Source organism: Hathewaya proteolytica DSM 3090 (assembly GCF_900142225.1).
In the GTDB taxonomy this organism is placed as follows: domain Bacteria; phylum Bacillota; class Clostridia; order Clostridiales; family Clostridiaceae; genus Hathewaya; species Hathewaya proteolytica.
Map to the genome: position 1 here is coordinate 1 of NZ_FRAD01000017.1, position 13,288 is coordinate 13,288.

The 13,288-nt window shown below is 33.9% G+C and carries 14 protein-coding genes and 1 pseudogene; 6 read left to right on the top strand and 9 right to left on the bottom strand.

What is annotated here, in order from left to right; all coding sequences use genetic code 11:
• The 9 genes and pseudogenes from BUA73_RS13920 to BUA73_RS09865 form a co-directional block, all read right to left on the bottom strand.
• Positions 1–151, bottom strand: a pseudogene (locus BUA73_RS13920) (IS1380 family transposase); the annotation flags it as partial.
• 215 nt (positions 152–366) lie between these two features.
• A complete protein-coding gene (locus BUA73_RS09825) occupies positions 367–1,248 on the bottom strand; it encodes a cation diffusion facilitator family transporter (RefSeq protein WP_047000134.1) in 882 nt (293 codons plus the stop codon).
• 14 nt (positions 1,249–1,262) lie between these two features.
• On the bottom strand, positions 1,263–1,367 hold the full coding sequence (locus BUA73_RS14610) for a zinc-ribbon domain-containing protein (protein ID WP_178139250.1): 105 nt from the start codon (positions 1,365–1,367) through the stop codon (positions 1,263–1,265).
• Positions 1,368–2,052: 685 nt separating this feature from the next.
• Positions 2,053–2,727 carry a hypothetical protein gene (locus tag BUA73_RS09835; RefSeq protein ID WP_072903960.1) on the bottom strand — a complete coding sequence of 225 codons (675 nt, stop codon included), beginning with the start codon at positions 2,725–2,727 and terminating at the stop codon, positions 2,053–2,055.
• Positions 2,728–2,776: 49 nt separating this feature from the next.
• Entirely contained in the window at positions 2,777–3,367 is a 591-nt protein-coding gene (locus tag BUA73_RS09840) for a hypothetical protein (RefSeq protein WP_072903961.1), read from the bottom strand.
• A 1,424-nt stretch (positions 3,368–4,791) separates the two neighbouring features.
• Positions 4,792–5,034, bottom strand: a complete 243-nt coding sequence (locus tag BUA73_RS09850; protein WP_072903962.1) for a hypothetical protein — start codon at positions 5,032–5,034, stop codon at positions 4,792–4,794.
• 222 nt (positions 5,035–5,256) lie between these two features.
• On the bottom strand, positions 5,257–6,519 hold the full coding sequence (locus BUA73_RS09855; RefSeq protein WP_000608644.1) for an IS1380-like element ISEcp1 family transposase: 1,263 nt from the start codon (positions 6,517–6,519) through the stop codon (positions 5,257–5,259).
• 152 nt (positions 6,520–6,671) lie between these two features.
• Complete coding sequence (locus BUA73_RS09860) at positions 6,672–6,923, bottom strand: hypothetical protein (protein ID WP_242942366.1); 252 nt, start codon at positions 6,921–6,923, stop codon at positions 6,672–6,674.
• A gap of 13 nt (positions 6,924–6,936) precedes the next feature.
• The gene (locus BUA73_RS09865) at positions 6,937–7,638 is read right to left on the bottom strand and encodes an ABC transporter ATP-binding protein (protein ID WP_072903963.1); all 702 of its coding nucleotides are present in this window, start codon (positions 7,636–7,638) and stop codon (positions 6,937–6,939) included.
• A 189-nt stretch (positions 7,639–7,827) separates the two neighbouring features.
• Between BUA73_RS09865 and BUA73_RS09870 the strand changes: the two genes are divergently transcribed.
• The 6 genes from BUA73_RS09870 to BUA73_RS09895 all read left to right on the top strand — a co-directional run bounded on the left by BUA73_RS09870 (position 7,828) and on the right by BUA73_RS09895 (position 13,177).
• Entirely contained in the window at positions 7,828–8,415 is a 588-nt protein-coding gene (locus BUA73_RS09870; protein ID WP_072903964.1) for a TetR/AcrR family transcriptional regulator, read from the top strand.
• A 62-nt stretch (positions 8,416–8,477) separates the two neighbouring features.
• Positions 8,478–8,741 carry a ribosomal protein L7/L12 gene (locus tag BUA73_RS09875; protein ID WP_072903965.1) on the top strand — a complete coding sequence of 88 codons (264 nt, stop codon included), beginning with the start codon at positions 8,478–8,480 and terminating at the stop codon, positions 8,739–8,741.
• Between the two features lie 106 nt (positions 8,742–8,847).
• Positions 8,848–9,621, top strand: coding sequence for a class I SAM-dependent methyltransferase (locus BUA73_RS09880; protein WP_072903966.1), 774 nt, complete (start codon positions 8,848–8,850; stop codon positions 9,619–9,621).
• 10 nt (positions 9,622–9,631) lie between these two features.
• Positions 9,632–10,537: an SMR family transporter gene (locus BUA73_RS09885; RefSeq protein WP_072903967.1), complete on the top strand. Its 906-nt coding sequence runs from the start codon at positions 9,632–9,634 to the stop codon at positions 10,535–10,537.
• A gap of 102 nt (positions 10,538–10,639) precedes the next feature.
• Positions 10,640–11,983, top strand: a complete 1,344-nt coding sequence (locus BUA73_RS09890) for a uracil-xanthine permease family protein (protein ID WP_072903968.1) — start codon at positions 10,640–10,642, stop codon at positions 11,981–11,983.
• Between the two features lie 129 nt (positions 11,984–12,112).
• Complete coding sequence (locus BUA73_RS09895; RefSeq protein ID WP_072903969.1) at positions 12,113–13,177, top strand: uroporphyrinogen decarboxylase family protein; 1,065 nt, start codon at positions 12,113–12,115, stop codon at positions 13,175–13,177.
• Positions 13,178–13,288: the final 111 nt, after the last annotated feature.

Here is a 13,288-nt window from a genome sequence, read left to right on the forward strand (position 1 = left end):
TCATCTTGATTTTATTTGTGGAGTCATTATCAAATACGAGGTCATTTTCAACTAGATCAAAAATCTCATTACTTTTTGCGTTCTCAAGGAGAAGAAAAAGACCTGCATTTGATGTTAGATTCTTAGCTGTGAAATCAATTTTATTAATCATAATTTAAACCCCTTTTTCTTCTTTTGTTACTATTATTGTACCATATATCGACTCATAAAAGCTGATAATTCAACACATTTTTGAGCATTTTTCTTTCACCCAATGGGTGAAAGCTGAATTTTGAAGGAACGTATATTTATCAATGCTTTGAGGGTGGTTTATAAAGTACTGACGTAGAATCTCAGGTTTCATAACATTCATAACAAATTAATTTATTAAACAGACTCGTAATATGGTTCAACATGTATTATGGCTGAAATCTGGCTACCAAATTTTGATTTAAGTACATTTTCAATTTTATGTTGCAACGCATGTGCCTCAGAAACTTTCATATCTGGGATAACCAATACATGCAGGTCTATAAATACTTCATCTTTTCTTCCTCTACTTCTTATCTTATGACACTCTTTTACTTCTTCACATGACATTGTTACTTCATATATTTCTTCACTATTCAGAACCGCTGAATCTGTTAATGTTTTGGTTGCTTCCATAAATATTTCAAAACTTGCTTTAAATATAAACAATGAAATTAATAATGATACGCATCCATCTATAATTGGGGGAACGCCCATTTGCAATAAAATCATTGTAACAATAACCCCACATGTAATAAGTACATCACTTTTTGTATGTTCCGAATCAGATACTAAAACATCACTTGATAGTTTTATCCCTTGTGATCGTTCATATATAACAACAAAAATATTTACTATCAATGTACTAATCATTACAACAAAGCTAATCATGGATATCTCAGGTGTTTTTGGATGTATTATATTAGTAATAGAATTAAATGCAACTTTACTTCCTACAACAAATAATAACATCCCTATTATCATACTTGAAATAGTTTCAAATTTCTTGTGCCCATATGGATGATTATTGTCTATAGGACGACCGGCAATAGACAAACCAACAATTCCTACAATATTGCCGCTTCCATCACTTAAAGAATGATATCCATCTGCGATAATACTTCCACTATTTGCGATTGTTCCTATGGCAATTTTAAAAATAGCAACTCCAAAGTTCAATCCCATGATAATCCATAGCACCCATATTGCTTGTTTTGTATTTCGTGTTTCTTTATTCATTGATTCTCCTTTTTCTATATCTTTGTTCCACAATTCATGCAGAATTTTGCATTTGGCAAAAGCTTTTCCTTACAATTATGGCACGTCAATTCCAAATTTACCCTTTCACCACATTCCAAGCAGAATTTCGAACCCGGGGATTTTAGAATTACATTTACTACAAATCAAATTGTTATGCTGACCTATGGTCTGATTTTGCATAGACTGATTCATTTGTATTGGTTGATTAGGATTCATTTGCTGATTTTGGTATGGTTGGTAATAAGGATCATAATGATTCCTTGAATGACTTCCTGAAAAAACAGTATTAAAAAGATTACCTAAAACTCCTTTTTGTCCATAATGATTGTACCCGTTATTGCCTTTTTTATAATGATGTCCTTTTGATGATTTAGAAAAAAACTCATAGTTATCACTCCCTTTTTGAATTTATGTTGAAAGTTCACTTGCTACAATTCATAGCGAAAATGTTACAATACCAATATTATAGAGAAGTGTTTATGTTTTATTTAATACCTAAAACGAGTTTAATATTATCCGATTTCTGTAAAAATGCAGATTTTCGGGTACAAAAAAACACCTATTTCTTGACTTTCTTTCCAGTCTTGAAATAGGTGCTTTGCATTGCAATATTTAGTTGTATGGCGGTCATTTGCATAAAAGGATAAGTAGCTCGTCTATATCCTCTGTCGGCTTTCCCACCGCCAAAAGCATATTTTTCCATTCCACCAATGCTCTGAGGAGAAGGCGCAGTTCTCTTATTGCTTTTGCATGTATCAGTAATTTAGTATTTTCCATACAAATTTATTTAGCTAGTGTTTCTTGTGTCAATACATTTATATATAATCCGTCCTTTTCTTGAAAAACATCGTACCCACCTTCAGGCAATCCATAATATCCTTTGTAATTTTCGTCTTGTGTCAAATCACGAATACAAATGTAATATTCATTTCCTTGCGTTAATTCATAATATGATTCATCAGAGATCATGATAAGTTTTTGCAAATCCTTTTTAGATAGACCATCAGTTTTTGTTTTTTCTTTGGTTTCTGAATCTAAAGTATTTACGTATTCTTCCATAGAAACTACACCACCATTAATAGCGATTTTTATATTTTTTGGTAGTGTTGCATTCTCTGGAGATATAACATCAAGTACCTCCACATTGTAGGTTCTACTCGGCATCATTTTATTTTTTACAAAATATTTTGTCTTCTCTTTTGTTTTCACTCGAATCTTAACAAAATAATCTGCATTTTCCAAAACAATTTCTGGATCTGTAACATCATAAGCCCAAGTACACTCTGAAGAGATATACGTATCTGCTTTTTCTTCTGTTCCTTGTTGCGACTCAAAAGACATAGTAGTATTAGCTTTCCCCTTTTTATCTACTTCATCATTCAAGGCTGTGTTTTCAGCACATCCAACACTTGAAACTATCGTAATTGCTAAAATACTATATAATATTCTTTTTTTCATATATAGTCCTCCTTACTTTTACAATAAAACAAAGTATCTTTTCCATTGTTTAATATTTTTCATTTAAAAATGCATTAGCGTCTGATGTGACACCTGTAGCAGTTCCGCTTGACAATCCATACATAATAGACCATGTTTGATCTGAAGAATATGTATCTTTTCCGCCAAAAGCATGAAGCATTTCATGAACACATGTAACTGTTCTGCCTGCAGGGGTTCTTTGATTCATCAAAGGTTTGTTTAACTCGATTTTACACCATTGCCAATCATAGTTATCTTTATCACTAACATACATCGGGGTTTGAGAACCAGCTAGATATGAATATGTAGCTGCTATTGTTGATGAATTAGCATCTGAATATTGGTAAAAATCCATTTGTGATTGCTTCTTTTCTGTGGTTTTAGTCATCTTCATAGGGTTTTTATATCCCGCAGCTGGAATCTCAATTTCTATCTCCGCATTTCTAATATTACTTGCATAAATTACATCTGAAGACACCCAATAAAATATACTTGCACCACCTGTCATTTTTTTGTTCCAACATATCCTATCGGCTGCACTAACATATATAGCATTAGAAAAAATGATACAACCCATAATGACAAAACAAATAACATTTTTAAATTTTCTTAAATTCATTTGCATTCCTCCCATTAGTACACTTATGATTATTGATTCACCAAAGAAGAATATATTTCTTCTGTAAAATTATAGCATTTGACTTAGCTTAATCTTAACTATTCAACTACATTTATTTTGAAAGATCTTTTCTATGCCAAAAACTTTTAAATAAATTTTTGATCTATCTATCGACTTTTATGGTCGGTCTCATTTCATAATATAAGTCAAATAGTAGTTGGTAAATTATTGGCTTAACTATTAGTTACACGTAATTATTTAGAATAAATGCAGTCTTTTCAATTAAACATAATTTATCATTGGTCTCACACCTCCCGATGCTTATTTCTTTAGCTATGAGCAAAACTCCGCAACTTCAATATTTATGCGAATTTACAAGGTATGGCAAACCTCTTTACCACCCCAAATTTATAGTAACAACCAGCTTCAAATGGCATAATTAACTTATCAAAATCAATATTCCAGAAAGGAGCTGATTGCTATCTACCGTCAAGAAATTATTAAAGATATTAGAATTTTTACTTCTCAACTCATTGCTAAATTTTATGACACTCTTTTTCTGAAACTGGATTTATCTCTCGTTCAGGAGTATCCGTCCGCTAGGCATAAAGGCTTTTTAAATCATCCATAATCTGTTCCTTTATTGTTATGAAATGTGAAGGTTTCTCCATGATTACGAACCTTGTCCATTACCTCAACAACAACCTTCTCATCACTCATTATTGTGGATTTGATATTACCGTTCTACTTCCATCTTACGGGACTTTTGACCGTTTTCTTAGAAAATTTGATCACTCCATACTTTCCGATATCATGAAATCACATGTATTCCTTCTTGCTGGTAAAGTGATTATAGATACTTTTTTTATTGGACTGGATTTTATGCCAATTGCTTCGAATACTTCACGAGACAATCCGAAATCTTTTCTGATCAACAAGTTTAAACCTGACAATCAGCCCAGAGCGGATGCAGACTGTGAACATAGGTGATAAAGGTACTTTGCATCAGGCAAGTATTAAACAAACACATCCCATCAACCGCAAACTGTTTTGTTGTATACTTGATATGATAATTAATGAAGTTAAATTATTTATAAACTGAATATTACTCTAAAAATTCACTTGTTAACAATCGTCAGTCTTCATTGTTTTATTTAATTTTACGATAGTTTAAATGTTTTTTCAAACATTTTATAACATAAACGTAATTTACTAAAAATATCTTTCAACAAAACATTCTGAATTATTACTTACTTCCTTACTTTATTCCTTAACTCAATATTGTCATCTATAAAACTGTGTTACATTAGTGGATTCATCTAATAGTTATACTTCACATTACCTTCATTCTTTATGATTGTCAACTATTTTTTTAAGCTTTTTTTACCTTATTTTTTTGTATTTGTCTTGTTTTTTCACACAATTTAACGTGGATCCTGGATGATTTCCCTTACAATAAGTGTACTTTGATATAAATCTTCTACCGATGTATACTCTTTACAAGAATGTACATCATTCATTGCATTTGATAGAACAAGTCCTATCATCCCCTTTTCCGCAAGAATATTGAAATCACTTCCTCCATAAGTCTCCACAAATTCTGCTTCTATTCCAACTTTCTCACATGCAGTCTGATATCTTGTTGCAGGCATATCCGTTAGATTCATTTCATAAGCTTTACACCTAAATTCCACGTGTGTTTTTTATTAGCTTCAAAAATCACTATTTCACGAAGAATTTAGACTGCTTCTCACACATTGTAACATTATTTACAACCACCTTTCAATCATTTTTGATAAATCATTGATTTCATCTTTGCTGCAATGATACTTAATAAACTCTGCAAGTTATCCACAGAGCAACACTCAATTTTATTGATGATATTCTTATTATACCAGACATTTTTCATACACTCCCTTGTACGGATAGTTTTCCGACAACTTCATGATTACATATCTTGCGGTTTTGATTATTTTTGCTGCAAGAAATACATACTTCAAACGAAAGGTCTTTATTTGCTGTCTGTATTCTGAAGAGTCCAAGGAATCAAACTTGAACAACAAAAATAGGTTATATGAAAGCATCATCATTTGAAACACGGCTTCATTCGCCCAAAATGACTTTAGCAAGAGATGACCCACCGCCATGTCGTATTTGGCTTCTTTGATATAGTTTTCAGCATTACCACGCTTTTCATAGTATATAACTACTTTTTCAGAAAGCAAGGTAGTATTTGTTACAAAGAAAAAGTAGTCGTATTCGGAACCTTCTAAAAGTGATAATTGTGCTCTTTCTTTTTCTGGTTTCAGTACGCGAGATACGACAAATCTTCTGTCTTTTTCCCATTTAACTAATTTTGTATACAGTTCTGTAGTTTCTCTACCTTCTTCTCCTTTAACGAATACAATTGATGAATTCGTTGCTTGTGAGGTGAGTGTAGAATAACTTTTGGCTTTAATTAAATATTTGCATCCAAGAGATTCTATCGTTTCGATAATTTTTTCATCAAAGTAGCCACTATCCATTCGAAATAAAATTTCTAAATCGTCTGATTTGATGTTAGCAACAATTTCTTTGATCATTTCCGCAGCACCGTTTGCAGTGTAAGTATTGCCACTTCTTACAAATCCGGTAACATATGCTTTTAATTCGTCGCAAAATGCAAATTGGATATTGTAGCATCGGTTTCCCAGTTTCTTAGGATTATATCCTTTTGACGCACCTTCTTGATGACCTTCTACGTTAATTACACTACTATCAATATCAATCGTAATGGATGTCAATTTACTTTTAGTGAGCAGTTTTTTAAAGACTTTAAAATTAATGTCTCTAAACATTTGGGTTGTCTTGAAGTTGAAGTTTCCTAGAAACCGTGACACTGTTTCAGGTTCTTTTACGGAAATATCAAACTCGTTGACGAGGGGATCATTTTGAAGTAGCTTTAGACGTTCTAACTTATCAATGCCAATGAAGTGACCGCAGAGCATGGTCTTTATATGATTCATCTTGATTTTATTTGTTGAGTCATTATCAAATACGAGGTCATTTTCAATAAAATCAAAAATCCCATTGCTTTTTGCATTCTCAAGGAGCAGAAAAAGACCTGCATTTGATGTTAGATTCTTAGCTTTGAAATCAATTTTATTAATCATAATTAGAACCCCTTTTTACTACTTTTCTTACTATTATTTTACCATATATCGAGTCATAAAAGCTGATAATTTAACATATTTTTGAGCACTTTTCTTTCACCCAATGGGTGAAAGCTGAATTTCGAAGGAACGCATATTTATCAAGGCTTTGATTATACTTTTTGAAGTACTGACGTAGAATCTAGGTCTATATCTTCTTGTTGAATTCCATAATTGGATACTATTTTGCTATCCATAAGTTTGTAATCATCATATAGCTTGTTAATTCCTTTGTTCATATCAGGCCCTGCAGAGCGTATGCCAGAATAAAAAGCTACACCTAGAAGAATGATAATAAGGATAGAAAGGAATCTGGCCTTTGATGATAAAATTTCTCTCCAAGTTAATTTATTATAAGATTTCATCTGATGTTTACCTCTACCATTGAATATTTTCAACTGAAACAGGGTTTTTATTGATTTCCATGCTTCTAACTTTTGCATCGTTAATCTTGATTATTCTGTCAGCCATTTGTGCAATTGCAGAATTATGAGTTATGACTACAACTGTGGTGCCCATTTTTCTGCAGGTGTCTTGAAGTATTTTTAGAACTTGTTTGCCTGTTTTGTAATCAAGGGCACCGGTGGGCTCGTCACAAAGCAATAATTTTGGGTTTTTTGCCACGGCTCTTGCTATGGACACCCTTTGCTGTTCACCACCAGACAATTGAGAAGGGAAGTTATCTTTTCTATGGGATAGTCCTACTAGCTCAAGGGTTTCCTCCACATTTAAGGAATTCTTTGAGATTTGTGTGGCAAGCTCTACATTTTCCTTTGCAGTTAGGTTTTGTACAAGATTATAAAATTGGAATACAAAACCTACATCATTTCTCCTGTATTTAGTGAGTTGTTTATGGTTAAACTTAGAAATATCAGTACCATCTACTGTTATACTGCCTTTGTCTCCGTTGTCCATGCCCCCTAGAATATTAAGCACTGTGGACTTTCCAGCACCACTGGGCCCTAGTATAACAGCAAATTCTCCTTTTTCTACGGAAAATGATACACCATTATTGGCCATGACTACGGTTTCTCCAACTTTATATTCTTTATATAGATCTTTAATACTTATGTACGACATAATATTCCTCCATTTTTTTCATGTATATACTGTTATGAAATAGACATAGTGTTTGATTAATAATATAATATTATTATAGAATAGTAATAGTTTATAAACAATAAGCAATTATTTTTAGGATGTTATTAACTGAACAAATTATATTTGTTTGTACAGAAAATTAAATATTAGAAAAGAGGAATGAAAAATATGGCTGGAGTTAAGGGAAATCGTCGAATTATATACACCAAGAATGCAATAAAAGATAGTTTATTAGAACTCTTGAAAACTAATGACATTCACCAGGTCACAGTGACAGATATATGTAAAGGAGCAGACATTAACAGGGGGACATTTTACGCTCATTACAAGGATGCATATGATTTACTTCAATGTATTGAGGATGAGTTTTTCAATAAAATTATTAAATATATAGATGAAACACCCGTGGAAAAATACTACGATTCTTTGTTACTTAAAGTGTTAGAGCTCATTAAGGAAAACAAGGAGTTGTGTAAAATCCTTATTTGTAGACAGGGGGACAATAAAATTTTAGACAAGGTAATATCCATCGCTAGCCAAGCTGATTTTGGCAAGTTAAGTAATACATCAACGGAGTTTAATCCATCATATTTAAATTATTATATAAGGTACGTTGTGGGTGGTTGTATTTCCATTATCCAGACTTGGCTAGACAATGATTTGCCTGAATCACCAAAAGAGGTGGTCACCATAATTAATTCGGTTAGTGTTTTAAGTAATGCATATTTGAATAGTAGTAAATGTATGTTAAAATAGTGTATGGTTATAAGAAATAAATTCACTGTGTTTTACAGCATACATGTAAGAGGAGGGGTAGCATGGAGTGGAGTGTGTCACTTGGCGCGATTATTACAATGATAATGGTTGTAATCATTGCTATTGAGCGCATTAATTCACAATTAGAGCACATTAATAATAAGCTGAATAAGATCACTAAACATCTAGGACTTGATGAATGTGAAATTGATGAGGATCTAAAGAAACTCATAGCAGAAGGTAAAAAGATAAAAGCCATAAAACGATATAGAGAACACACTGGGGTTGGGTTAAAGGAAGCAAAGGATTACATTGATTCATTATAATTCTATAGTAAAAAAAGAAATGCCATGTGAAAAGAGTCATGTGGCATTTTATTAGTGATAGTGTAAAGAACGTTACACTAACTTGTTAGTTTAAGGAGAATTTTATATGACCGTTGAATTAGAGAAGTATTACAATAAATTTTGCGAAGATAAGAGATTGACAAGAAAATATGGGCAGGTTGAGTACATAACATCTATGAAATATATTCACCATTATCTTGGGGACGATAAAAACAAGATGGTTCTTGATGTAGGGGCTGGCACGGGCAGATATTCTGTACAGCTTGCCAATGAGGGCTACAATGTTACCGCTGTGGAGCTGGTAAAACACAATCTTGGTGTACTAAAGTCTAAGGGCAGTACGGTGAAGGCTTTTCAGGGAACGGCACTAGATTTGTCTAGGTTTCAAGATGATACTTTTCATATGACACTGGTATTTGGCCCTATGTACCATCTATACTCCTTTGAGGATAAGGTTAAGGCCCTCCAAGAGGCAAAGCGTGTTACAAAAGAAGGTGGATACATACTTGTTGCTTACTGTATGAATGAGTACAGTGTGCTTACATATGGTTTCAAGGAAAAGCATATTCGACAGTGTATGGATAATGGAAAGCTAGATGACAACTTTCACGTTATAGCAGAGCCAGCGGATTTGTACGATTATGTGAGAATTGAGGACATAAACAAAATTAAAGATGAAGTTGGTCTTGAGAGAATAAAAATTATCGCTGCAGATGGAGCAGCAGACTATATGCGCCCTGTGTTCAACGAAATGGACGACGATACCTTTGAGCTTTTTATGCAATATCATTTGTCCACCTGTGAGAGGCCAGAGCTATTAGGAGCCAGTGCCCATACGGTGGATATTTTAAAAAAGTAAGGAGATACATATGATATATTTATTTTTAGCGGCACTAAGTAGTGCATCCATTGCATTAATTTTTAAATATAGTGGAAGCAAGGAATGGGTGAATAAATTTCAGGTAACTAGTTTCAATTATTTAACTGCTACTACAATTTCCTTAGTTATGTTGCTTAAATCTGGACAACCCATTTTGTTCAGTGGACAAGGATTTTTACAGTGTCTAGTAGGAAACTTTAATGGAAATATAACTGTACAGGGCAGTTGGTTATGGGCAATAATACTGGGTGTAGCCACGGGAATACTTTATTTGCTTGGATTTCTATTATATCAGAGCTCTATAAAAAGTAGTGGAGCTAGTCTGTCTGGTATGTTTAATAAAATGGGTATAATTGTACCTATGGTGTTTTCTATGATAGTTTGGAGAGAGTTCCCCAGTGCCCTACAATTATGTGGCATTCTATTGTCTTTGAGTGCCATTATAATGGTAAATTTTAATTTTGATTCTGGGGAGAAATCATCCATAAAGCCTACATTGCTTATAATGTTTTTAGTGGTGGGCTTTGGGGAATTCAGCAATAAACTCTTTCAAAAATATGCTATGGCAGAGATGAAGAGTCATTTTATGCTTGTTCTATTTGCCACAGCTCTTATTATAAGCATTGGCCTCACGGTAAATGACAAAAACAAGGCTATGAATATAAAATCGGCGCTATGCGGTGTAGCTGTTGGAGTTCCCAATATGCTTTCCACTCTCTTCTTAATAGAAGCGTTAAACAAGTTGCCAGCTACTGTGGTTTATCCAATTTATAGTGCAGGATCAATTGTGATAATCATGGCTACTAGCTTTGTTATCTTTGGAGAAAAGTTAAAAAAGAAGGAGATAATTGCTATGGTGGTGACGTTGATAGCTTTAAGCATGGTAAATATTTAACAATATAGGCGAACAAACATATATAGAATAATATTAATGTACGTGATATAATGGGATACATCACTTTATTTTTGAACTAATATATGTTAAGGAGATAATTTCATGAAAAAAACTAAAGTAAAAAATTCAAATCATGTCATGGGTAGCGTATATGAGTTGGATGGAAGAGTGCCTTTAAAGCAGGCGGTACCTTTTGGATTGCAGCACGTTTTAGCTATGTTTGTGGCAAATATAACACCTATAATAATTGTGGCAGGTGCTGCGAAACTAAGCGCCTCACAAACTGCAGCGCTTATACAATGTGCCATGATTATTGCCGGTATAGGAACCATGATTCAGCTATATCCTGTATGGAAAGTGGGATCAGGATTGCCTATTGTAATGGGAATTAGTTTTACCTTTGTATCTATACTTTGCTTTATCGCCGCTCAATATGGATACGAAACCGCTGTGGGCGCTGTAATTGTTGGTGGTATTATTGAAGGAATACTGGGAATTTTTGCTAAGTATTGGAGAAAAATAATAAGTCCTATTGTGGCGGCAAGCGTGGTAGTTGCCATAGGATTCTCACTTTTAAGCGTTGGGACAAACTCCTTTGGTGGTGGGTTTGGAAACCCAGAGTTCGGATCTGCTTCTAATCTTATTTTGGGCGGAATTACATTGACAAGCTGCCTTTTATTTACTATTTTTGCGAAGTCATATAGAAAACAATTAGCTGTATTATTTGGATTAGTTGTTGGATACATAGTGGCAATGTTCATGGGCATGGTAGATTTTTCGGCCCTTGAGAATTCAAAGATAATTGCTTTACCAGAGCTTATGCCTTTCGTACCTAAATTCAATATCAATGCTATTGTATCTGTGGTTTTAATATTTCTTGTGTCAGCAACAGAAACCATAGGAGATACATCAGCCCTTGCTATGTCTGGTCTTGGAAGAGAAGTATCGGATAAGGAAATCTCAGGTTCTATTGCTTGTGATGGATTTGTAAGCTCATTGTCTGGCTTATTTGGTTGTTTGCCTATAACATCTTTCAGTCAGAATGTAGGTCTTGTGGCTATGACCAAAGTAATAAATAGGTTTTCTATTTTAATGGGTGCTGTAATTATGGTATTGGCTGGTTTATTTCCAATATTCGGGGCTATTCTTACGACTTTACCAGAGGCAGTGCTTGGGGGCTGTACTCTTATTATGTTCGGATCCATTGTTATAAGCGGACTAGAGATGATGGCAAAATGTGGCTTTAATCAGAGAAATTTATTAATATCAGCCTTATCTCTTAGTGTGGGTATAGGATTTACGCAAGTGCCAGAGATATTTAGAATATTCCCTACTATGATACAGAATGTATTTGCCGAAAATTGTGTGGCAGTGGTATTTCTAATGGCAGTAATATTAAACTTAGTTTTACCTAAGTCCTTGGAACAGGATAATAAGGAATTATAAAAACCTATAGGTAATGTAATTTCTATCTAAATAATCTATTAGAATGAAGAATATATAAAGGTTAAAATTAGAATGAAATAGAATTACATTAATCAATCAGGGATAATATCCTGAGTAGGGGGAGTAATAATGCACAAGGATGATGAAATGACGCCGAATCAGCGAATGAAGGGTTTCCTAAGTGGTCAATCAATAGACAGGGCGCTAGCAATGCCGTTTACGGTATCTATGGCTGGTAAAGCTGCAGGAATGACTCATAGAGAAAAGAGAAGCACAGCATACAATCAGGCTATGGCACAGGTGGCTTGCTATGAAAGATTCGGGCACGATCTTATGATTATTGAGTATGGGTTGCATGGAATCGGAACTGCACTAGGCAGTAAAACTAATAATCCTGAGGATGCGGTCCCAGCCTTAATGGAGTATGCATTGAAAGATTTGGATGATATAAACAAGCTTGACATGCGTAAATTAGAGTTAAAAAATGATCCATGGTTTAAATTGAATTATGATGCATGTCAAATTGCTAGAGAAAAAACTCACGATGAAGTGCCTGTAGGTGTTTTGATTTCAGGACCATTTACGGCGGCAGCAAGTGTTTATAGAACAGAAGAGTTTTTGAAATCTATAAGGAAGCAACCTGATAAAGTTCATGAGCTAATTGAATTTTGCACGGAAGCTTTAAAGATGATATGTGCTGAGTTTGCTAAGATAGGTGTAGTGGTTGTGGTTTGTGATCCAATAGCTTCTGGAACACTTTTACGACCAAAGCAATATAGAGAATTCGCATTGCCTTATGGCAGAAGGATTATGCAAGCTGTTCATGATGTAGGCGGCATGGTGTGTTATCACATTTGCGGAAATACAAAAGATATGCTAACAGATATGTTAGAATCAGGTTGTGATATGATAAGTGTTGATAACAAGGTAGATTTGGAGTTTACCAAACAAACCATAGGCGACAAGATTTGCATACTTGGAAATGTAGATCCAGTACAAACACTCATGCTTGGTAGTACACAAGATGTGGACAATGCTGTTAAGGACTGTTTCAAAAAAGCCTATAATAGTCCTAAAGGATACATTCTGGCATCTGGGTGCGATATAGCACAAGCACCTTTGGAAAACATAGATCAGTTCATGGCTTCAGCTAGGAAATATGGAAAATGGCCATTAGATCCTAAAAATTTTTAGTGGGAAAACCAATAGGAAATAAAGAAAGGAACACGCGGTATAAATTCTTTAGATTTTCTTTAGAATTTATACCGCTTTATTTTTAGTATTGAATGATAGCATATAAGTATG

Coding starts and splice junctions, on each gene's coding strand:
- BUA73_RS09885 (WP_072903967.1), top strand. CDS start 9,632: ATGATATATTTATTTTTAGCGGCACTAAGTAGTGCATCCATTGCATTA.
- BUA73_RS09865 (WP_072903963.1), bottom strand. CDS start 7,638: ATGTCGTACATAAGTATTAAAGATCTATATAAAGAATATAAAGTTGGA.
- BUA73_RS09870 (WP_072903964.1), top strand. CDS start 7,828: ATGGCTGGAGTTAAGGGAAATCGTCGAATTATATACACCAAGAATGCA.
- BUA73_RS09835 (WP_072903960.1), bottom strand. CDS start 2,727: ATGAAAAAAAGAATATTATATAGTATTTTAGCAATTACGATAGTTTCA.
- BUA73_RS09895 (WP_072903969.1), top strand. CDS start 12,113: ATGCACAAGGATGATGAAATGACGCCGAATCAGCGAATGAAGGGTTTC.
- BUA73_RS09860 (WP_242942366.1), bottom strand. CDS start 6,923: ATGAAATCTTATAATAAATTAACTTGGAGAGAAATTTTATCATCAAAG.
- BUA73_RS09840 (WP_072903961.1), bottom strand. CDS start 3,367: ATGAATTTAAGAAAATTTAAAAATGTTATTTGTTTTGTCATTATGGGT.
- BUA73_RS09890 (WP_072903968.1), top strand. CDS start 10,640: ATGAAAAAAACTAAAGTAAAAAATTCAAATCATGTCATGGGTAGCGTA.
- BUA73_RS09850 (WP_072903962.1), bottom strand. CDS start 5,034: ATGAATCTAACGGATATGCCTGCAACAAGATATCAGACTGCATGTGAG.
- BUA73_RS09825 (WP_047000134.1), bottom strand. CDS start 1,248: ATGAATAAAGAAACACGAAATACAAAACAAGCAATATGGGTGCTATGG.
- BUA73_RS09855 (WP_000608644.1), bottom strand. CDS start 6,519: ATGATTAATAAAATTGATTTCAAAGCTAAGAATCTAACATCAAATGCA.
- BUA73_RS09875 (WP_072903965.1), top strand. CDS start 8,478: ATGGAGTGGAGTGTGTCACTTGGCGCGATTATTACAATGATAATGGTT.
- BUA73_RS09880 (WP_072903966.1), top strand. CDS start 8,848: ATGACCGTTGAATTAGAGAAGTATTACAATAAATTTTGCGAAGATAAG.